Consider the following 19023-nt stretch of genomic DNA (forward strand, 5'->3'; position numbering starts at 1 on the left):
TCCTACGCGAGGACACGAGGGATGTCTCCGCAACACATCGTCATTCCCGACTCGACTGTCCCCCAGGGGACCCACATTTGCTTCATGATTTGTCATTCTCTGTATCGATTCGGGGAATTCTTGCCCGAGCTCCTTGCCAAGGGGCCTTTCGGCAGGGTGGCAAACGTGGCGTGTGTCATGGTGGAGCACATGGCACTACCGGCGCAGCACACTTCCCCCCGGCCGGCCCGTTCCACCTGGTTCCTCCCCCAGTTGCACCAGTGGCTGGTCGTCCCCTTCATCGTCGCGCTCGTGACGGCGACCGTGGGACGGCTGCTGGTGTACTCGCCGGGGTTCGGGGCCAGGGAGAGCGAGGTCCTGCGGTGGCTCGACGGCACACGGACCGGCGTCCTGGACGTCCTCTCGCTCGTGCTTCACCATGCCCTCTCCACGCCCGGGGCCCTCGTCCTCATCGCGGCCCTCACCGCGTGGCTGGCCCTCGTGCGCCACCGGTCCTGGGACGCCGCCGGGTTCGCCGTCACCGCCCTGAGCGGATGGGCCGCGGTGGCCCTGCTCAAGGTCGCCGTAGGACGCCCGCGCCCGGGGGCCCCCGCGACGGCGGCCGAGCCCCTCGTCCACGTGGACGGGATCACGTCCTTCCCCTCCGGCCACACCGGAGCAGCCGTCGCCATCGCCGCGGCCCTCTTCCTGGTCCACCGCCGGAGCCGCCGCGCGCCGCTCGTGCTGGCGCTGGGTGCCGGGGTCGCGGTGCTGGTGGGGCTCTCCCGGCTCTACCTCGGCGTGCACTACCCCGTCGACGTCCTCGCCTCCTTCCCCGCGGCCTGGGCCGGCCTGGCGGTCGGCTGCGGGCTCGCCAACATCCTGGTGCCCGCCTTCGCGTACGGCTTCGGCTGGGAGCAGGAGGACGTCGCGTGGTCCGAGGCGGAGGAGCCCCTGGCCGACGTCCCGGCCGCGCCGGCCGAGGAGCCGCACCCCGTCACGGCCCGCGTCCCGGTCGTCGCGCGCCAGGTGGACCACCGCGCCGCCTGACCGCGCCCCCTGACCCCGCCCGACGACGGAGCGCCCGGACCAGCTGGTCCGGGCGCTCCGTCGTCGTCCCGTGGATCCGTTCCGTGGGCCGCCCCGCGGCCGCGGGCTACGGCTCGATGCGGCGGTGGAACGGCCACCAGATGGCGCGCCCCACGTCGTAGGTGAGGGCGGGCACGAGCAGCGAGCGCACGATCAGGGCGTCGAGCAGCACGCCGAAGGCCACGATGAACGCCAGCTGCACGAGGAACATGATCGGGATGACGGCCAGCGCCGCGAACGTCGCCGCGAGCACGATCCCCGCCGACGTGATGACCCCGCCGGTGAGCGTGAGGCCCCGCAGGATGCCGGCGCGGGTGCCGTGCACCAGGGACTCCTCGCGCACCCGGGACATCAGGAAGATGTTGTAGTCGATCCCCAGCGCCACGAGGAACACGAAGCCGAACAGCGGCACCGAGGGGTCGGCGCCCGGCAGGTCCAGCACGTGCTCGAACACCAGCGCCGAGACGCCGAGGGCCGTGAAGAACGAGATGACCGTGGTGAGGACGAGCAGCACCGGGGCCAGCACGGAGCGCAGCAGCAGCATGAGGATCAGCGTGATGACCGCGAGGATCACGGGGATGATCAGCGTGCGGTCCGCGATCGAGGTCTCGTTGGTGTCCAGGGTCGTGGCGGTCGCGCCGCCGACGAGGATCCCCTGGTCCACGGCGGACAGGCTCCCGCGCAGCTCGCGCACGGTCTGCTCCGCCGCGGGGGAGTCCGCGGCGTCGTCGAGGGTGACCTGCAGCTGCACGAGGCCCTGGGCCTCGGTCGGCTCGACGCCGGCGAAGGGGCCCACCGGCGGGACGGCGTTCTCGCCCAGCGGCAGCGTGCCGGAGGGGGAGTCGAGGGCCACGGCGGCGACGCCCGCCACGCCGCCGGTCGCCTCGACGGCGTCGACGGCGGGGCCGACCTGCCCGGCGGGGACCATCACGATCGCGGGGCTGCCCGAGCCGCCGGGGAAGTGCTCGGCCAGGGCGTCCTGGCCGTCCCGGGCCTGGGACTCGCCGAGGACCAGCTCGCTCTGCTCCACGCCCGAGGCCTGGAACTGGGTGCTGAAGCCGGCCAGGGCCAGCAGCACCACGGTGGTGACGATCCAGATGGCACGGGGGGCGCGGGCCACGAAGCGGGCCACGGAGGCCCACACGCCCCGGCCCTCGACCGAGGGCCGCCCGTCGGCCCCGTGGTCGACGACCCGCACGCGGTCGGCCCCCGCCGGGTCGTAGCGGGGCCGGAACGGCCAGAAGGCGCCGCGCCCGGTCGCCCAGAGCACCGCAGGGAGGAACGTGAGGGCCGCCAGGATCGACATGACGATGCCCACGGAGGCCACCGGGCCGAGCGCCTTGTTGGAGGCCAGGTCCGAGAGCAGCAGGCACAGCAGCCCGGCGATCACCGTGGCGCCCGAGGCGATGATGGGCTCCGCGGACCCCTTGAGCGCCGCGCGGGTGGCGTCGCCGCGGCGCCGGTGGTGCAGCAGGGCGTCGCGGTAGCGCGCGGTGTAGAGCAGCGAGTAGTCCGTGGCCGCGCCGACCACCAGGATGAACAGGATGCCCTGGACCTGGCCGCTGATCCGCACCACGTCGTTGGCCGCCAGCCAGTACACGAGCAGGATCGCGGCGCTCAGTGCGAAGACGGAGGTGAGCAGCACCAGGACGGGCAGGACGGGGGAGCGGTAGACGACCAGGAGGATCACGAAGACGACGGCGAGGGCCACGCCCAGCAGGAGGCCGTCGATCCCGGCGAAGCCCGCCACGAGATCGGCCGTGAACCCCGCGGGACCGGTGACGTAGCTCTGCAGGCCGTCGGGCGCGCCCTCCTCGAGCAGGGCGGTGAGGGCCTCGACGTCGTCGACGACCTCGCCGTCCCCGAGTGGCACGACGATCTCGATCGCCTGGCCGTCCTCGGAGGGGATGGGCGGGGACGTCTCGCCCTCGCTCAGGCCCGCGTCCTGGACGGAGGCCGTGAGCTCCTCGGCCCAGGCGCGGTCCCCGGCCTCCAGCCCGCCGTCGCGCACCAGGAGCACGATCGCCGGGATCGCGTCGGAGTCCCGGAACTCGCCCTGCAGGTTCGTCACCCGCGTGGACTCGGTGGACTCCGGCAGGAAGCTGGACTGGTCGTTGCTGGAGACCTCCGAGATCTTCCCGAAGTACGGCCCGCCGACGCCGGCGACCGCCAGCCAGGCCACGATCATCAGCGCCGGGAGCAGCGCGCGCAACCAGCGGCGGCGCCTCGGGCGGGGTGACGGGGCGGGTGCGTCAGACCAGGGAGCCGGGCGGGTGCCGGCGGGGGCTGAGGAGGGCATGGCGGGGCCTTTCGGGGCGGTGGTGCGGCGCGGAGCCGCAACGGCCGGCGGACCCCGGAGGGGGACCTGGTCCCGATCCTAATATTTCGAAAACAGAAATAAAATGCGGTGGCTCAGTCGTAGACGGCCTTGACGCTCAGCACCGGGCAGGGGCTCTCGAGCAGCACCCGCTGGGCCGTGCTCGCCATGATGATCTTCCCCACGGGGGAGCGGCGCCGGATGCCGAGGACGATGAGCTCCGCGCGGCGCTCCCGCGCCGTGTCGAGGATGACGTCCGCCGGGTCGCTGTCGTGGTCGGGCTCGCGCAGCTCGTAGGGGACGCCCGAGCGCGCCAGCTTGTCGCGCTCCACGTCGATGTCCTCGGCGACCTCGGGCGGCTGGCGGCGCTTCGGCCGGGGCTGGACCACGACGAGGTCCGTCCCCCGCCGCTCGGCCTCCAGGATCGCGGCGTCCAGCGCCGCGTGTCCGGGGGCGGTGGGCATGTATCCGACGACGACGGTCACTGGATCTCCTCGGGTGCGGCGGTGGCGGGCGGGTCAGCGGGGGGAGCCCAGGTGCGGGTCGTGCCCGTCGGGCTCGTCCTCCAGCCGGGCGAGGTCCTCGGGGTGCTCGAAGCGCACCTTGCGGCCCAGGAACAGGCGGTCGTAGAGGAAGTTGAGGATCCACAGGCCCACCCCGATGCCCAGCAGGACCACCGCGATCTGGTACTCGATGGGGTCCTGGGCCCACGGTCCCACGAGGTAGGCGCAGGTGAGCGCGCCCAGGTAGGGCAGGAAGCGGGGTGCGTGGAAGTAGTCGTGGGTGGGGCCGTGGTCGCGGCGCAGGATGATCGCCGCGATGTTGACGATGGTGAACACGCCCAGGAGCAGGAGGGCGGTGGTGCCGCCGAGGGCGCTGGCGGTGCCGCTGCCGAGCATGTTGTTGATCACGATGATGAGGCCCATGGCCAGGACCGTGCTGAAGAGGATGGCGGTCCACGGGGTGCGGCGGCTGTGCAGCACGTGGCCCAGGAAGTCGGGCAGCACGCCCTGCCGGGCCATGCCGTAGAGCAGGCGGGAGGACATGAGCATGTTGATCAGGGCCGTGTTGGCCACCGCGAAGATCGTCAGGAAGGGGTAGATCGTGTCGATCGGGATGTTCGGGGCGCCCGTCTTGACCATGTCCAGCAGCGGCGTCGTCGACTCCCCGAGCACGCCGATGGGCACGACCGCCACGGTGAAGATCGACACCAGGATGTAGACGACGCCCGTGACGCCGAGGCCGAAGAGCATCACGCGCGGGAAGTCCCGGCTCGGGTCCTTGGTCTCCTCGACCATGTTGACCGAGTCCTCGAAGCCCACGAAGGAGAAGAAGGCCAGCGAGGTGACCGCCGTCAGCGCCAGGAACAGGCCCTTGTCCTCGGAGGTCTCGAAGATCATCGTCCGGCTGAAGTCCGCCTGGCCCTGGAAGGCCGCCCAGAAGCCCACGAGGATCACGATGAGCAGGCCGGTCAGCTCGATGCAGGTGAGGATCACGTTGAACACGAGGCCCTCGGTCACGCCCCGCACGTTGATCGCGGCCAGCACGGCGATGAAGGACACGGCGATGACCGTGATCCCGGTGGTGCCGACCTCCAGGCCGAAGCCGCGGGCGAAGTTGGCCGCCACGGCCGAGGCGGCCGTCGAGGCCGAGGTCAAGCCCGAGCTGAGCACCGCGAACGTGACCAGGAACGTGATGAAGTGGATGCCGAAGGCCTTGTGCGTGTACAGCGCGGCGCCCGAGGCGCCGGGGTACTTGGTCACCAGCTCCAGGTAGGAGAACGCGGTGATGGTCGCGACGACGAAGGCCACGAGGATCGGCGCCCACGCGGCGCCGCCGATCTCCCCCGCGATGTTGCCGGTGAGGGCGTACACCCCGGTGCCCAGGATGTCGCCGACGATGAACAGCAGCAGCAGGCCGGGGCCCATGACCCGCTTGAGCTCGGGCTGCTTCCGGGACTTCGTCGTGGGGTCGGCAGACTGGGCCATGGAAAACCTCGCATCGGTCATGTCGGGCGGACCCGCCGCGGGTGGACGGTGACGTGGCTCCCAGCCTATGCCAAGGTTCCGGCGCCGCGCAGGGCGACGGGCGGACGCGCCTCCCCTACTGTGGGGCGCATGACGACTCCGCCGCCCCGCTTCGACCTGACCGATCTGGCCGTGCCCTTCGTGGGCGCCCCGATGGCCGGGGGACCGTCCTCGCCCGCGCTGGCCGCGGCAGTGACCGGGGCGGGCGGTCTCGGCTTCCTGGCCGCCGGCTACCGCCCCGTGGACGGGCTCCGGGAGGATGTCGCAGCGGTCCGGGCGTTGACCGGCGGCCCGTTCGGGGTGAACCTCTTCGTGCCGCAGGCCGCGAACACCGCCGCCCCTGCGACCGCTCCGGACCCGGCCGTGCACCTGTCCGTGGCCGCGTACCGGGACGCCCTGCAGGAGACGGCGCGCCGCTACGGCGTGGAGCTGCCGGCCACGGACCCGGCCGACGACGACGGCTGGGCGGCCAAGCTCGACGCCGTCGAGGAGCTGCGGGTGCCGGTGGTGTCCTTCACATTCGGGCTGCCGGCGACCACGACGTTCCGCCGGCTCGCGGAGGCCGGCATCACGACCTGCGTCACCGTGACGTCGGTCGCGGAGGCGGAGGCGTCCGTGCAGGCCGGCGCGGACCTGCTGACGGTCCAGGGACCGGCCGCGGGCGGGCACCGGGGGACGCATCGGACCGAGGGAGTGCCGGGGGAGGAGCCCCTGGCCGAGCTGGTCGGCGCCGTCCGGGCCGCCGTGGGCGTTCCCCTCGTGGCCGCCGGCGGGATCGCCTCCGCCGCCGACGCTGCCGCAGTCCGGGCCGCGGGCGCCGACGCCGTCCAGGTCGGCACCCTGCTGCTGCGCACCCCCGAGGCCGGGACCCCGGAGGCGTACCGCGAGGCGCTCGTCTCGGGGCGCTACACCGGGACGGCGGTGACGCGGGCCTTCTCCGGGCGGCTCGCCCGGGGCGTGCGCAACGGTTTCATCGACCGCTACACGAATCTGGCTCCTGCGGCATATCCGCAGGTCAACCAGCTGACGCGGCCGATCCGTGCCGCTGCCGCGCGGGCCGGGGACGCGGAGGGGCTGGCCCTGTGGGCGAGCCCCTCCTTCGCTGCGGCGCCGGCGGTGCCGGCGGCCGAGGTCGTGCGGCGGATCGTCCTGAACTGACGCGGCCCCCCTCCGGGGAGGGGGACCGGGCGGGGTGTCAGCGGATGCCGCGCATCAGCCTGGTGATCGGCCGCGAGAGCAGCAGGAGGACCACGCCGACGGCGATGGTCACCGCGCCGAGCACGCCGAAGTAGGAGCCCTCGTCCTGCTCGGTGTAGAACACCGCGAGCGAGCCGGACAGGGCCGTGCCGAGCGCCACCGAGAGGTAGTTGAGCGCGACCATCAGCACCGGGTAGGCCCGCGGGGCGAGCTTGGTCGAGAGGGAGAGGCCGACCGGGGAGACCATCAGCTCGCCGAGGGTGGCCACCAGCAGGATCGTGGCGATCCACAGGACGGGCACGGAGGCCACGCCGACCATGGGCAGGAAGACCAGGAACGCCGAGCCCATGAGCATGATGCCGAGGCCGAACTTCACGGGGGTCGCCGGCTGCCGGGCGCCCAGGCGGGTCCACAGGGCGGCGAACACGGGGGCCAGCAGGATGATGAAGAGCGGGTTGAAGGACTGCACCCACGAGATCGGCATCGTCCAGCCGCCGAGGGCGCGGTCCAGCCGGGTGTCCGAGTAGATGGTGACCACGGTGAACTGCTGCTGGAACAGCGCGAAGAACGCCGCCGAGCCGATGAACATCGGGATGAACGACCGCACGCGGGAGCGCTCGTCGTCGTCGACCTTCCGGCTGGTGAGCAGGACCGCGAACAGGGCCACGGCGGCCACCACGGTGACGACGACGATGACGTTCGCGAGGTTGCCCGCGGTCAGCAGGCCGGTGAGGACGGCCACGAAGACGACGGCCACTGCCGCCACGGCGACGCCGATCCACCGGCCGTACTGCTCGCGCGGCAGGGGATCGGGCACGTGGTGGACCTCGGCCGGGAGGTTCCTGCGGCTGAGCGCGTACTGGGCCAGGCCGAGGGCCATGCCGATCGCGGCGAGCCCGAAGCCGAGGTGGAAGCCCCACGCCTGCTGGGCCCAGCCGGTGAGCAGCGGGCCGAGGAGCCCGCCGATGTTGACGCCCATGTAGAAGATCGAGAAGCCGGCGTCCCGGCGGGGGTCCCGGCGCTCGTAGAGGGAGCCCACCAGGTTGGTGATCGTGGCCTTGAGCCCGCCGGAGCCGATCGCGATGAGCACGAGGCCCGCGGCCAGGCCGGCGACGCCCGGCAGGAGGGCCAGGCAGACGTGGCCGACCATGATGAGCACGCCGCTGAGGAACATCGTGCGCTCGGAGCCCAGGAGGCGGTCGGCCACCCAGCCGCCCACGATGGCGAAGAGGTAGACGGCGCCGCCGTAGGCGCCCACGATGCCGGCGGCGGTGGACCGGTCGATCCCCAGCCCGCCGTCGGTCGTGGCGAAGTACATGTAGAGCAGGACGATGCCCTGCATGCCGTAGAAGGAGAAGCGCTCCCACGTCTCCACGCTGAACAGGTTCGCCAGCATGCGGGGCTGGCCGAGGAAGGTCCTGCCGGAGGGGTTGCGCGGGTCCGTCCCGGCGGTGCTGTCGGAGGGGTCGCGCGGATCGAGGGCGCTGGTGGCGCCGCCCGGCGCGCGGGTGCTGTCGGAGGTCATGGCCTCCATGGTTCACCTACCGGCCGGTATCGCACCAATCGGCGCCCGTGGAGGATCCGTGCGGCCACGGCGGGATCCCGCCGTGGCCGCACGGGTTCCAGGAGGTGGCTCCCCGGCTCAGTTGAAGTCGACCGGGTCCGGGCCGATCCGCCCGCCCTTGTCGAGGCCGCTGATCGCCTCGACGTCCTCGGCGTCCAGCCGCACGTCCAGGGCGTCCCAGTTCTCCTGGATCCGCTCGGGCGTGACGGTCTTCGGGAAGACCACGTTGCCCAGCGCCAGGTGCCAGGCGATGACGACCTGCCCCGGGGTGGCGCCGTGCTTGGCCGCGATCTCGCAGATCGTGGGGTCCTGCAGCAGCTCCCCGCCCTGGCCCAGCGGGGACCACGCCTCCGTGAGGATGCCGTGGGAGGCGTTGAACTCCCGCAGCGCCGACTGGTTGAAGTAGGGGTGCAGCTCCACCTGGTTCACCACGGGGACCACACCGGTCGCGTCGATGATCTCCTGCAGGTGCTCCTGCGGGAAGTTGGAGACGCCGATCGAGCGGGCCCTGCCGCTGTCGCGGATCTCCTGGAAGGCCTTCCAGGTCTCCAGGTACTTGCCGCGCCGCGGCGTGGGCCAGTGGATGAGGTAGAGGTCCACGTGGTCGAGGCCCAGCCGCTGGAGGGACGCGTCGACGGCCTTCAGCGCGGAGTCGTGGCCGTGGTCGTCGTTCCACAGCTTGGTGGTGACGAAGACGTCCTCACGGGCGAGGCCGCTGTTCGCGATCGCGCGGCCCACGCCCTCCTCGTTGCCGTAGATCCTGGCGGTGTCGATGTGGCGGTAGCCGACCTGGAGTGCCCTGCCCACGAGGTCCTCGGCGATGTCGGAGTCGACCTGCCACACCCCGTAGCCGAGCTGGGGGATGGTGCTGCCGTCGTGGAGGGTGAGGGTGGGGGACTGCGTCATGGACCGTGCCTTTCGTGAGGTGTCAACGGGGCCCTGGGCATCGTCCCGGGGCCGGAGTCCGTCGCCCAGTCTGGGTCTGCGGCCGGAGCGGGACAAGGAGGATCCCGCGCATTCCGCTCTCAGCGGGACGGGGTCCCGCGCCCGTCCGGCACGATACGGGGCAGCGCCTGCGCCGAGGTCGCGCGCACGGCCCAGGTGGCGTGCGGGGTGAGCGCGGTGTCCTCGGGATTGACCTCGACGACGGGGACGCCGCGGCCGGCGGCGAGCAGCGGCAGGGACGCCGCCGGCTGGACGAGGCCGGAGGTGCCCACCACGAGCACGAGGTCGGCCGCCGCCACGGCGTCCGCGGCCCGGTCGAGGGCTCCCGCCGGCAGCTCCTCCCCGAACCGGACGACGCCCGGGCGCACGGGACCGCCGCAGGCCGGACAGGCGGGCGGCGGCTCCGGCGCGGGCTCGTCGTCGAGGGAGACGGGCCGGTCCAGGTGGAGCCCGGCCACCAGCTGCTCCGGGCAGGGCGTCCCGCACGCCGAGCAGCGGAACGCGAAGAGGCTCCCGTGCAGGTGGGCGAGGACCTCGGAGCCGGCCCGCTCGTGCAGGTCGTCCACGTTCTGGGTCACCACGTGCACCCGGGCGGAGCCGGACCACCGCGCCAGCGCCCGGTGCCGGCGTCCCGGAAGGTGGGCACGCCGCTCTCCGCGGAGATCCCCGCGCCGGAGAGCACAGTCACCGTGCGGGCGGTCCGGGCCAGCTCGAGCAGGTCGCGAGGCAGGTCTTCCATGCCGTTCACGGTATACGTGACGGTCCGCCGCCGGAACGTCCCTCGGCCCCGGCACGGGAGGGCACGGAGTCCCCTGGGAACCCGCCGGGAAGGCCCGGAGCGCGTTGGTCGATCGGCGCGCCCGCGTGGTCAAATAGAGATCATGAAGTTCAACGTCCAGCGCGTCCTGACGCCCGCCTACCTGACCTCCGTCGCCCTCGTCGTGCTCGGAGTGGTCTTCGCCCTGGCGTGGTACCCCGTCGCGGCGTGGCTGTTCGTCCTCCTGGGCCTGGGCCTCAACGCGACGGCCGTCTCCGTGACCGAGATCCACGACTCCCCGCGCGCGCCCCGGACGACCGCGCGCCGCCGCCCGTCCCTTCCCGTGCGCCGGCCGCGTGCGGGGCAGTCCGCCGAGGACGGCCATGAGGACGGACCCGAGGAGGCCGGCCAGGACCTCGACGAGGAGCGTCCCGCGCAGCCGGCCGCGGGCGGGCGTCCGGCCCGGTCCCGGGCCGTCGAGCCGGAGGCCGAGACGGCCGCCACCTCGGTCGTGCCCGCCGCCGGCTCGAGCGCCCTGGGCGCCCGGCGCTGATCCGCCCCCGGGGACGTCCTCGGGCCCTGCGGCGGCGGTGGCGCTCCAGCTCGTGACGTCCGCCGTGGGCACCGCGGCGACCGCCCGGTCCGGCTGCCCCATCGGCTCGGCCGTGTATTCTCCGACGCACCACAACGAGCTGGAGGACCCCGTCGAGCGGGTTCCCGACCCCGAGGGGGACACCGCACCATGACCGCCCGCGTGGAGAGCGTCAACACCGGCCGCGCCGAGCCGAACCCGGCCAGGCCCGCCCTGCCCACGGGCATCCGGAAGCAGCCCGTGGAGGGACCCGTGGAGCTGCGCGACCCGGGGCCGCGCCGCGGCGGCCTGGGGTCGGGGGTGGCCGGCGACTTCATCGGCAACAGCAAGTACCACGGGGGCACCGACCAGGCGGTCTACGCCTTCGCGCGTGAGGAGCTCGACTTCTGGGAGCGGGAGATCGGCCGGGAGATCCCGGACGGGGCCTTCGGGGAGAATCTCACCCTCTCGGGCTTCGAGGTCGACGACGCCCGGCTCGGCGACCGCTGGCGGGTCGGCGACGTGCTGCTGCAGGTGACGGACGCGCGCATCCCCTGCGGCACGTTCCGAGCGGCCATGGAGGTGCGCGGGTGGTTGCGCCGGTTCACCGAGCGCGGCCGGACCGGCGCCTACCTCAAGGTCCTGGAGCCGGGCACCGTACGGGCCGGGGACCCTGTCGAACTGGTGCACCGGGCCCCGCACGGAGTGCGGGTGGTCGACGCCTTCCGCGCGCAGACCACCGAGCGGGAGCGCCTGCCCGAGCTGCTCGCCGCGGGCGAGGACCTGCGGGACCAGCTGCGGCAGCTGGCCGAGAAGGAGCTGGCGCGCTCCGCCGGCCGCTGAGCCCGGCCGGCGCGGCTCAGTTCAGGGCGACCGCCCGGTAGACCTGCTGGACCTCCGTCTCGGACAGCCGCGTGTCGATCACGGTGGTGCCCGCCGGGTCGTCGCGCAGGAAGCGGACCGGCCCGTGCGAGCCGACCTCGAGCCGCGCGGCGTCGCCGGCGGCGTACACGGCCTCCACGACGGCGCCGAAGCGGGTGCCGCGGACCGGGTTCACGGACAGCTCCAGCCGGGCGCGCACGCGGTCGTCCTCGCCCTCCCCGGAGGCGTCCCCCGAGAGGGGCTCCAGGGCGACGTCCTTGACCACGCCGACCCCGTGGTCCACCACGTTCGCCAGCCGGGCGCCCAGCCGTCCCTGGGCGCCCGCGAACGCGCGCCGGAGCCGGCGGACCCACCACAGGGCGGCGACCACGAGCACCACGACGATCAGGACCAGGAACAGCGCCGAGCCGGAGCCCGCCCACTGCTGCCACAGGAGCACCACGGCGAGCGCCGAGACGAGGGGGACCACGACGAGCAGCGAGGTGCCGAGCCGCTCGCCCCGGGAGGGGCGGTCGGCCGGGTCGCCGCCCGTGCGCAGCCGCTTCATGACCTGGACGTCGAAGCCGCGGTCGTCCGAGGGGAGGGGCCGGGGCCAGGTGCCGAGGGAATCCATGGCTCCCATTATGGCCGCGCCCTATGGTGGACGGGTGCACCGACGAGACGAACCGACCGCGGCCCCGGCCGGCACCGCTGCCGAGAGCGCCCGCCGCCGCAACCGGTGGAGCCTGCTGCTCGTCGGCGTCCTGCTGCTGGGCGCGAACCTCCGCTCCGCGATCACCGCCGTGGGCCCCGTGCTGGGCCGGATCCAGGCGGAGGCCGGCCTGTCCGGCGCCGAGGCGTCGCTGCTGGTGTGCCTTCCCCTGCTCGCGTTCGCCGTGGTCTCCCCGTTCGCCCCGCGGCTGGCCGAGCGCTTCGGGCTGGAGCGCACCCTCGGCTGGGCCCTGCTGCTGCTGGCCCTGGGGATCGTGGTCCGCTCGGTCCCCGGCGCCGCGATGCTGTGGCTCGGCACGCTGGGCGTGGGCGCGGCCATCGCCCTGATGAACGTGCTCATCCCCTCCGTCGTCAAGCGCGACCACCCCCGCCGGATCGGTCCCATGACCGGGCTCTACCAGGCGGTCTCCTCGATCACCGCGGCGCTGGCCTCGGGGCTGGTGGTGCCGGTCGCCGACGTCGTCCCGTCCGGGTGGCGTCTGGCGCTGGGGCTGGGCGCCGGGGTCGCGCTGATCGGGGTCGCCCTGTTCCTGCCGTACCTGCTGCCCACCCGGCGGGCCCGCGCGGCCGCTGCGGGACCCGTGCCCGCCGCCGAGCGCGCGCGCCTGCCGCTGTGGTCGGCCACGGCCTGGCAGGTCACCGCCTACATGGGGCTGCAGTCGACCTTCTTCTACGTGATGGTCGCCTGGCTCCCGGCCATCCAGGTGGGCAACGGCGCCGGTGAGGTCCGGGCGGGGTGGTACCACTTCGGGTTCCTGGCCCTCGCCCTGGTCGGCACCCTCACCGCCGCCTCGCTGCTGCCGCGGACGCGGGACCAGCGGCGGCTCGGGGCCGGGATCACCGCGGTGGGCGTGGTCGCGGTGCTCGGGCTGCTGCTGGCGCCGCAGCTGTCGCTGCTGTGGGCGCTGATGGCCGGCTTCTGCTCGGGGGGCGCGATCGTGATCGCGATGGCCCTGTTCGGGCTGCGCACCGCGAACCACCACGAGGCCGCGGGGCTGTCCTCGATGGCGCAGAGCATCGGCTACCTGTTCGCGGCGGCCGGCCCGCTGCTCGTCGGCGCCCTGCGGGACGCCACGGGCGGCTGGACCGTCCCCCTGCTCGCGACGCTCGCGGTGCTCCTGCTCCAGGGCGTCGCGGTCCTCTTCGCGGGCCGCGGCGTGCTGGTGCCGGCCCGCCCGCGCCCCTGAGCGCGAGGCAGGGAGGGGCGGGCCCGGGCGGAGGGCTCAGGCCATCTCGAAGGAGCGCTTCGACAGCCCGATCTTGTAGCCCTCGATGCGCGTGCGGACCCCGCCCTCGGGGTCGGCTGCCGCGCCGAGGGTGACGAACAGCGGGGTGAAGTGCTCCACGGTCGGGTGGGCGTGGGGCATGCCGGGAGCGGTGCCGCGGAAGTTCGCGAGGGCCTCGACGTCGCCCGCGGCCAGCATCTCCTTGGCCCACGTGTCGAAGTCGGAGGACCAGGCCTCGGCGGTGCCGTCGTCGGCCATCATGAGCTGGCGGGCGGGCCGGCCGTGGGTCATGAAGCCGGAGCCGACCACCAGGACGCCCTCGTGGCGCAGCTCCCGCAGCCGCCGGCCGAGGTCCATCAGGCGGGCCGGGTCGTGGGTCGGCATGGAGACCTGCAGGACCGGGACGTCGGCCAGCGGGTACATCGCCTTGAGCGGGACCCAGGCGCCGTGGTCCAGGCCGCGGGCGGGGTGCTGGTGGAGCGGCTCGTCGTCGGGCATCATCGCGGCGATCCGCAGCCCCAGCGCGGTGGCGTCCGGGCTCGCGTACGTCATCTCGTAGAAGCGCCGGTGGAAGCCGCCGAAGTCGTAGACCAGCGGGGTGCTCGCGGCGGGGGCGGTGATCATCGTGGGCGCCTGCTCCCAGTGCGCCGAGACCACCACGATGCCGGCCGGCTTGGGCATCGAGACCGCCCACTCGAACAGCTCGCTCATCCACAGCTCGTCGTCGAGCAGACCGGGGAAGCCGTGGCCCATGTAGATCGAGGGCATGGGCGGGTCGCCCGCCCGCCAGCGGCGCTGGGCGGAGCTGTGGGGGACGGCGGTGAGGTTGTGCTTGTCGTCGGCGTACATCGCCTGCGGAGCGCGCATGACGGTCCTCGTTCCTGGAGTCCGGGGTATAAACTTTCTCTGGAAAATAGATTAGGAGCATTTAGTTGATGCGTCAAGAAGCGGCTCGTAGACTCGTCCCCATGACCGAGACCCGATGGCTGTCCCCCGAGGAGCGTGAGGCCTGGCTGGCCCTCGTCTCCATCATGTTCACCCTGCCCGGCAGCATCGAGTCGCAGCTGCAGACCGAGGCGGACCTGAGCCTGGCCGAGTACCTGGTGCTCGCCATGCTCTCGGAGGCGACCGACCGGCGCCGCCGCATGTCCGAGCTCGCGACCGTCACCAACACCTCGCAGTCCCGGCTCTCCCGGATCGTGGCCCGCCTCGAGCGGGACGGGCTGGTGGTGCGCACCGGCGACGACAAGGACAAGCGCGTGGTGCTCGCGGAGATCACCGACCGCGGCCTGGAGAAGGTCCGGGAGGTGGCCCCGGGCCACGTGGAGCACGTGCGGCGCACCGTCTTCGACCGGCTCACCCCGGAGCAGGTGCGCCAGCTCGCCCTGATCGGCCGGGTCGTGGACGACACCGCCGGCCCCGGCGTCATGGGCGTCGCGGCCTCGGGTATGTGAGGTCGGGCGGGGCGGCAGGGTGCATTCCAACGTAAATGTTGCGGTGGAAAGTACTGGTGGGGTAGGGTAGTGACATGTCCACAACGACGGCGCCCGAGCGCACCTCCACCGCCCCTCGCAACTCCGACTCCGAGTTCCCCGCCGCCACCCTCGGCACGACGCTCCTGCGCGTCGTCCTGGGCGTCACCTTCCTGCTCCACGGCTGGCAGAAGTTCACCGAGTGGACCGTCGCCGGCACCCAGGCCGCCTTCGCCCAGATGGGCGTGCCGCTGGCGGAGGTCGCCGCCCCGGCTGCCGCCGTCATCGAGCTCGTGGGCGGCCTCCTGCTGATCCTCGGCCTGGGCACCCGCGTGGCCGCGGCCCTCGCCGCCCTCGTCATGCTCGGCGCCCTCGTGCTCGTGCACGTGTCCGCCGGCTTCTTCGTCGCCGACGGCGGGGTCGAGCTCGTGCTGCTGCTCGCCGCCGCCGCCGCCTACTTCGTCCTGGCCGGCCCCGGCCGGTGGTCGCTGGACAGCGTCGTCGCCCGCAAGCGCGCCGCCCGCGCCTGACCCCTCCGTCCGCACGGGTCCCGCGGGATCTGTGGCACCGACGAACCCCCGCTTCCGGAGACCGATCCGGAGACGGGGGTTCGTCGTCGTCGTGAGGTCCCCGGGGGCGCGCACGGCCCTGCGGGCGGGTGTCCGTGCGGGGGCGTAAGATCGACCGGGCGCGGCGCCCGCGACGACGGTGCCGTGCCGGGTCGAACGCGGGTGATCCCCGCAGATCGGGGCAGCCGGATGAGCATGCAGAACTCGCCGCACATGGTCATGTGGCGCACGGTCCAGGGCCAGGAGGTCAAGGACCGCCGGCTCTCCCGGGACACGATCCGGCGCATCGTCTCCTTCGCCACCCCGCACCGGTCGAAGCTGACCGTGTTCCTCGTGATCTCGGTGCTGACGGCCCTCCTGGGCGTGGTCACCCCCGTCCTGGCCGGGGACGTGGTCAACGCCATCACCGCCGGGGACGAGGTCTCCGTGGTGGTCTGGCTCGCCGTGGCCATCGCCGCGGTGGCGGTCGTGGACGCGGGGCTGAACGTCCTCAACCGGTGGCTGTCCTCGCAGATCGGGGAGGGGCTCATCCTCGACCTGCGCACCGCCGTCTACGACCACGTGCAGCGGATGCCGATCGCCTTCTTCACCCGCACCCGCACGGGGGCGCTCGTCTCCCGGCTCAACAACGACGTCATCGGCGCCCAGCGGGCCTTCTCCAACACGCTCTCCGGCGTGGTCAGCAACGTGGTCTCCCTGCTCCTGACCGTGGTCGTCATGGTGTCCATCTCGTGGCAGGTCACCGCGCTGTCCGTGCTGCTGCTGCCGATCTTCCTGGTGCCGGCCCGTGCGATGGGCGGGCGGCTCGCCGCCCTGCAGCGCGAGGCGGCCCAGCACAACGCGTCCATGTCCACCCAGATGACCGAGCGGTTCTCCGCCGGCGGGGCCACGCTGGTCAAGCTCTTCGGCCGCCCCGAGGCGGAGGCCGCCGAGTTCGCCCGCCGCGCCGGCCGGGTCCGGGACATCGGGGTGCGCGTGGCCATGCTGCAGACCACCTTCGTCACGGCGCTGACCCTCGTCTCCGCGCTCGCCCTGGCGCTGGTCTACGGGCTGGGCGGCGCACAGGCGATCCTGGGCAACCTGGACGCCGGCGACGTCGTGACCCTCGCCCTGCTCCTCACCCGCCTCTACTCCCCGCTGACCATGCTGGCGAACGCCCGGATGGACATCATGAGCGCCGTGGTGAGCTTCGAGCGGGTCTTCGAGATCCTCGATCTCGTCCCGCTGATCCAGGAGAAGCCCGACGCCCGGCCGATCCCCTCCGGGCCCGCCGCCGTGGAGTTCGACGACGTGCGCTTCGCCTACCCCTCCGCGGAGCAGGTCTCGCTGGCCTCGCTCGAGGACGTCGCGGTGCTCGACTCCCGCGGCGGCGAGGAGGTGCTGCACGGCATCAGCTTCACGGTGCTGCCCGGCCGGACCGTGGCCCTGGTGGGGTCCTCGGGCGCGGGCAAGTCGACCATCGCCCAGCTGGTGGCCCGGCTCTACGACGTCACCTCCGGCGCGGTCCGGATCGGCGGGACGGACGTCCGGGACACGACCTTCGCCTCCCTGCGCGAGACCATCGGGATGGTCACCCAGGACGGGCACCTCTTCCACGAGTCCATCCGGGACAACCTGACGCTGGTGAAGCCGGACGCCACGGACGAGCAGCTGTGGGACGCCCTGACCCGGGCCCGGATGCGGCACGTGATCCAGGCGCTGTCCGACGGGCTGGACACCGTGGTGGGGGAGCGCGGCTACCGGCTCTCGGGCGGCGAGCGCCAGCGCCTGACCATCGCCCGGCTGCTGCTGGCGGCCCCGCAGGTCGTGATCCTCGACGAGGCCACCTCGGCGCTGGACTCGACCAACGAGGCCCACGTCCAGGCCGCGCTGGGCGAGGCCATGGCGGGGCGCACCGCCCTGGTGATCGCCCACCGGCTCTCCACGATCCGGTCCGCGGACCAGATCCTGGTGGTCGAGGACGGCCGGATCGTGGAGCGCGGCGCGCACCCGGAGCTGCTCGCCGCCGGCGGGCGCTACGCGGAGCTCTACGAGACGCAGTTCGCGGACCAGGAGGCCTGAGCCCCTCAGCCGCCGGGCCGTGCCACGACGGCGACGGCGAAGCCCGCCGCGTCCGGCCGCCCGGCCGTGCCCGGGCCGAAGGCGCGGTACTCCTCCAGCCCCAGCCCGAGTCCCTCGAGGAACCCGGCGACCCTCTGCCGGGCCGGGGGCGAGGTGTCGAGGCCGAAGCGCAGGGGCTCGCCGGTGAAGGCGGTGGCCGCGCGGGCGTAGCGCATGAACAGGGACGAGGACCCGACGACCTCGGCCGAGAAGAAGTCGAAGGCCACGGCGCTGCCCTCCGCGGTGCCGGCGATCCGGCGCAGCGTGGCCTCGACCGCCTCCCGGTCCAGGTACATGGTCACGGCCTCCCAGAGGAAGAAGCTGCGCCGGCCGGGGTCGAAGCCCGCCGCGAGCAGCCGCTCCCACCAGTCCTCGGCGAGGAAGTCGACGGGAACGTGGACGACGGCGTCGGGGGCCGCCCCGGACGCGCGGAGCAGGGCGAGCTTGAGGTCCTGGGTCCTCGGCCCGTCCAGCTCGAAGCACCGCACGGCGGCCCCCGGCGGGAGCCGGTCGGCGCGGGTGTCGAACCCCGCGCCGAGGACCACCAGCTGCTCCGTGCCGTCGAGGTGTCGGGCGAGGGCGGCGTCGTAGAAGGTGGTCCGCGCCGCGCTCTGGTGCCTCAGCGGGGGCACCCCCTCGTAGGGGTACCGGTAGACCGCCGGCACGTGCCCGGTGAGCCGGTGCGCCACCAGGGTGGGGGCCGTCAGGACGGCCAGGGCCGCCCGGGAGACGCCGGGCATCCGCAGGAGCAGCTGCGCGGCGAGGTCGTCCCGCCGCGTGCCCAGCCGGTGCTGCATGTAACGGGTGTACAGGGACGCCGAGGCGGTGGCCGAGGTCCCGCGGCGGCGCGAGGACCGGAGGAACCGGACGACGAAGACGGGGTAGGCGAGGGCCGCGGCCGGGACCAGGCCCGCCTGGACGAGGCGGAAGGCCGCTCCGGCCGCTGCTGCCCGGGCCGTCGTCATGGCAGTCCTCCTCCGCCCCTCGGGTGCGCTCCACAACGCGATCCGGCGCGGAGGAATTCCACGCAGGGCCCTCCCGCAGGAGAGGTCCGGCAGGAGGGCCCGCCGGATGCCCGCAGGACGGTCAGGCCAGCCGCACCACCGTGCGGGTGTCGGAGTCCCAGCGGCGCAGGCCCACGGCGCGCAGCGGCTCCGGCGGGGGCTGGATCACCTGCAGGGCCGCGGCGACCTGCAGGGCGCTCAGCCGGCGGGCGAGCGTGATGTGCGGGGTCCAGGAGCCGGGCAGGGAGGTGCGGATCTGGCCCGGCGCGGGTCCCGCCGCGGCGCAGACCCGGCGGTGCAGCTCCAGCAGCTCGGGCGTCAGGATCACCTGGCGGACCAGCACGTAGGTGCCGCGGCGCGGGCCGAACAGCAGCACCCCGGCGCTGACCAGGGGCAGGTCGACGAACCCGGCGGCCCCGGCCACGCGGTCGTCGATCCCCGGCACGGTCGCGGGGTCCAGGGCGGGGGCGGCCACCAGGGTGATGTGGGGCGCGTTGGAGGGGGAGCGGTGCCGGCCCGAGCTCGGCAGCCCGGCCTCGACCAGCCGGTCCCAGTCGGCGCGCACGCTGGCGTCCGCGTCGTCGTCGAGCAGCAGCTCGAGGCTGTGCACGGC

The 19023-nt window shown here is 73.6% G+C and carries 20 protein-coding genes; 9 read left to right on the forward strand and 11 right to left on the reverse strand.

All coding sequences use genetic code 11. From position 1 onward, the window contains the following. Positions 1-189: 189 nt before the first annotated feature. On the forward strand, positions 190-1029 hold the full coding sequence (locus tag IEW07_RS02895; protein ID WP_229741521.1) for a phosphatase PAP2 family protein: 840 nt from the start codon (positions 190-192) through the stop codon (positions 1027-1029). Between the two features lie 106 nt (positions 1030-1135). On the opposite strand, the gene IEW07_RS02900 is transcribed toward IEW07_RS02895, so the two are convergent. The 3 genes from IEW07_RS02900 to IEW07_RS02910 form a co-directional block, all read right to left on the reverse strand. Continuing rightward, positions 1136-3367 carry an MMPL family transporter gene (locus tag IEW07_RS02900; protein ID WP_188534335.1) on the reverse strand — a complete coding sequence of 744 codons (2232 nt, stop codon included), beginning with the start codon at positions 3365-3367 and terminating at the stop codon, positions 1136-1138. 113 nt (positions 3368-3480) lie between these two features. Continuing rightward, positions 3481-3870 carry a universal stress protein gene (locus IEW07_RS02905; protein ID WP_188534336.1) on the reverse strand — a complete coding sequence of 130 codons (390 nt, stop codon included), beginning with the start codon at positions 3868-3870 and terminating at the stop codon, positions 3481-3483. Between the two features lie 33 nt (positions 3871-3903). After that, entirely contained in the window at positions 3904-5373 is a 1470-nt protein-coding gene (locus IEW07_RS02910; protein ID WP_229741522.1) for an APC family permease, read from the reverse strand. A 129-nt stretch (positions 5374-5502) separates the two neighbouring features. On the opposite strand from IEW07_RS02910, the gene IEW07_RS02915 reads away from it, so the two are divergent. Next, positions 5503-6570 carry a nitronate monooxygenase gene (locus tag IEW07_RS02915; RefSeq protein WP_188534337.1) on the forward strand — a complete coding sequence of 356 codons (1068 nt, stop codon included), beginning with the start codon at positions 5503-5505 and terminating at the stop codon, positions 6568-6570. A 37-nt stretch (positions 6571-6607) separates the two neighbouring features. Here the strand turns inward: IEW07_RS02915 and IEW07_RS02920 are convergent, their stop codons facing one another. The 4 genes from IEW07_RS02920 to IEW07_RS21590 all read right to left on the reverse strand — a co-directional run bounded on the left by IEW07_RS02920 (position 6608) and on the right by IEW07_RS21590 (position 9857). Then, on the reverse strand, positions 6608-8134 hold the full coding sequence (locus IEW07_RS02920) for a peptide MFS transporter (RefSeq protein WP_188534338.1): 1527 nt from the start codon (positions 8132-8134) through the stop codon (positions 6608-6610). Positions 8135-8251: 117 nt separating this feature from the next. After that, positions 8252-9079, reverse strand: coding sequence for an aldo/keto reductase (locus tag IEW07_RS02925; protein WP_188534339.1), 828 nt, complete (start codon positions 9077-9079; stop codon positions 8252-8254). A gap of 119 nt (positions 9080-9198) precedes the next feature. Beyond that, complete coding sequence (locus tag IEW07_RS02930) at positions 9199-9696, reverse strand: Sir2 family NAD-dependent protein deacetylase (protein ID WP_308738210.1); 498 nt, start codon at positions 9694-9696, stop codon at positions 9199-9201. Further along, entirely contained in the window at positions 9693-9857 is a 165-nt protein-coding gene (locus IEW07_RS21590; protein ID WP_308738211.1) for a hypothetical protein, read from the reverse strand. The genes IEW07_RS02930 and IEW07_RS21590 overlap by 4 nt, the downstream gene beginning before the upstream one ends. Positions 9858-9999: 142 nt before the next feature. Between IEW07_RS21590 and IEW07_RS02935 the strand changes: the two genes are divergently transcribed. From IEW07_RS02935 to IEW07_RS02945, 3 genes are read left to right on the forward strand one after another with little or no spacing between them, the layout of a single operon-like run. Beyond that, positions 10000-10428 carry a hypothetical protein gene (locus tag IEW07_RS02935; RefSeq protein WP_188534340.1) on the forward strand — a complete coding sequence of 143 codons (429 nt, stop codon included), beginning with the start codon at positions 10000-10002 and terminating at the stop codon, positions 10426-10428. Between the two features lie 52 nt (positions 10429-10480). Next, on the forward strand, positions 10481-10621 hold the full coding sequence (locus IEW07_RS02940; RefSeq protein ID WP_188534341.1) for a hypothetical protein: 141 nt from the start codon (positions 10481-10483) through the stop codon (positions 10619-10621). Next, complete coding sequence (locus tag IEW07_RS02945) at positions 10618-11289, forward strand: MOSC domain-containing protein (RefSeq protein WP_188534342.1); 672 nt, start codon at positions 10618-10620, stop codon at positions 11287-11289. Before IEW07_RS02940 ends, IEW07_RS02945 begins: the two co-directional genes overlap by 4 nt. Positions 11290-11305: 16 nt before the next feature. On the opposite strand, the gene IEW07_RS02950 is transcribed toward IEW07_RS02945, so the two are convergent. Beyond that, entirely contained in the window at positions 11306-11941 is a 636-nt protein-coding gene (locus IEW07_RS02950) for a hypothetical protein (RefSeq protein ID WP_229741523.1), read from the reverse strand. A gap of 34 nt (positions 11942-11975) precedes the next feature. Here IEW07_RS02950 and IEW07_RS02955 point away from each other — a divergent pair, with 34 nt between their 5' ends. Beyond that, positions 11976-13226 carry a CynX/NimT family MFS transporter gene (locus IEW07_RS02955; protein ID WP_229741524.1) on the forward strand — a complete coding sequence of 417 codons (1251 nt, stop codon included), beginning with the start codon at positions 11976-11978 and terminating at the stop codon, positions 13224-13226. 36 nt (positions 13227-13262) lie between these two features. Here the strand turns inward: IEW07_RS02955 and IEW07_RS02960 are convergent, their stop codons facing one another. Then, positions 13263-14132, reverse strand: coding sequence for a dioxygenase family protein (locus tag IEW07_RS02960; RefSeq protein ID WP_188534344.1), 870 nt, complete (start codon positions 14130-14132; stop codon positions 13263-13265). Positions 14133-14233: 101 nt separating this feature from the next. Here IEW07_RS02960 and IEW07_RS02965 point away from each other — a divergent pair, with 101 nt between their 5' ends. The 3 genes from IEW07_RS02965 (at position 14234) to IEW07_RS02975 (ending at position 17367) form a co-directional block, all read left to right on the forward strand. Further along, entirely contained in the window at positions 14234-14719 is a 486-nt protein-coding gene (locus IEW07_RS02965; protein WP_188534345.1) for a MarR family winged helix-turn-helix transcriptional regulator, read from the forward strand. Between the two features lie 74 nt (positions 14720-14793). Beyond that, the gene (locus IEW07_RS02970; protein WP_188534346.1) at positions 14794-15267 is read left to right on the forward strand and encodes a DoxX family protein; all 474 of its coding nucleotides are present in this window, start codon (positions 14794-14796) and stop codon (positions 15265-15267) included. A 228-nt stretch (positions 15268-15495) separates the two neighbouring features. Next, positions 15496-17367 carry an ABC transporter ATP-binding protein gene (locus IEW07_RS02975; RefSeq protein WP_188534347.1) on the forward strand — a complete coding sequence of 624 codons (1872 nt, stop codon included), beginning with the start codon at positions 15496-15498 and terminating at the stop codon, positions 17365-17367. A gap of 5 nt (positions 17368-17372) precedes the next feature. Here IEW07_RS02975 and IEW07_RS02980 read toward each other — a convergent pair whose 3' ends face one another. Together IEW07_RS02980 and IEW07_RS02985 are read right to left on the reverse strand one after the other, a co-directional pair. Beyond that, positions 17373-18371, reverse strand: coding sequence for a class I SAM-dependent methyltransferase (locus IEW07_RS02980; RefSeq protein ID WP_188534348.1), 999 nt, complete (start codon positions 18369-18371; stop codon positions 17373-17375). Positions 18372-18492: 121 nt separating this feature from the next. Beyond that, positions 18493-19020, reverse strand: a complete 528-nt coding sequence (locus tag IEW07_RS02985; protein ID WP_188534349.1) for a 2'-5' RNA ligase family protein — start codon at positions 19018-19020, stop codon at positions 18493-18495. Between the last annotated feature and the right edge of the window lie 3 nt (positions 19021-19023).

The organism is Kocuria dechangensis (assembly GCF_014636775.1).
In the GTDB taxonomy this organism is placed as follows: Bacteria; Actinomycetota; Actinomycetes; order Actinomycetales; family Micrococcaceae; genus Kocuria; species Kocuria dechangensis.

Bases quoted from the DNA above. Each gene is read 5' to 3' on its own strand.
- IEW07_RS02960 (WP_188534344.1), bottom strand. From the start codon at position 14,132: ATGCGCGCTCCGCAGGCGATGTACGCCGACGACAAGCACAACCTCACC.
- IEW07_RS21590 (WP_308738211.1), bottom strand. From the start codon at position 9,857: ATGGAAGACCTGCCTCGCGACCTGCTCGAGCTGGCCCGGACCGCCCGC.
- IEW07_RS02980 (WP_188534348.1), bottom strand. From the start codon at position 18,371: ATGACGACGGCCCGGGCAGCAGCGGCCGGAGCGGCCTTCCGCCTCGTC.
- IEW07_RS02900 (WP_188534335.1), bottom strand. From the start codon at position 3,367: ATGCCCTCCTCAGCCCCCGCCGGCACCCGCCCGGCTCCCTGGTCTGAC.
- IEW07_RS02975 (WP_188534347.1), top strand. From the start codon at position 15,496: ATGAGCATGCAGAACTCGCCGCACATGGTCATGTGGCGCACGGTCCAG.
- IEW07_RS02915 (WP_188534337.1), top strand. From the start codon at position 5,503: ATGACGACTCCGCCGCCCCGCTTCGACCTGACCGATCTGGCCGTGCCC.
- IEW07_RS02945 (WP_188534342.1), top strand. From the start codon at position 10,618: ATGACCGCCCGCGTGGAGAGCGTCAACACCGGCCGCGCCGAGCCGAAC.
- IEW07_RS02950 (WP_229741523.1), bottom strand. From the start codon at position 11,941: ATGGATTCCCTCGGCACCTGGCCCCGGCCCCTCCCCTCGGACGACCGC.
- IEW07_RS02935 (WP_188534340.1), top strand. From the start codon at position 10,000: ATGAAGTTCAACGTCCAGCGCGTCCTGACGCCCGCCTACCTGACCTCC.
- IEW07_RS02910 (WP_229741522.1), bottom strand. From the start codon at position 5,373: ATGGCCCAGTCTGCCGACCCCACGACGAAGTCCCGGAAGCAGCCCGAG.
- IEW07_RS02895 (WP_229741521.1), top strand. From the start codon at position 190: ATGGCACTACCGGCGCAGCACACTTCCCCCCGGCCGGCCCGTTCCACC.
- IEW07_RS02970 (WP_188534346.1), top strand. From the start codon at position 14,794: ATGTCCACAACGACGGCGCCCGAGCGCACCTCCACCGCCCCTCGCAAC.
- IEW07_RS02920 (WP_188534338.1), bottom strand. From the start codon at position 8,134: ATGACCTCCGACAGCACCCGCGCGCCGGGCGGCGCCACCAGCGCCCTC.
- IEW07_RS02965 (WP_188534345.1), top strand. From the start codon at position 14,234: ATGACCGAGACCCGATGGCTGTCCCCCGAGGAGCGTGAGGCCTGGCTG.
- IEW07_RS02925 (WP_188534339.1), bottom strand. From the start codon at position 9,079: ATGACGCAGTCCCCCACCCTCACCCTCCACGACGGCAGCACCATCCCC.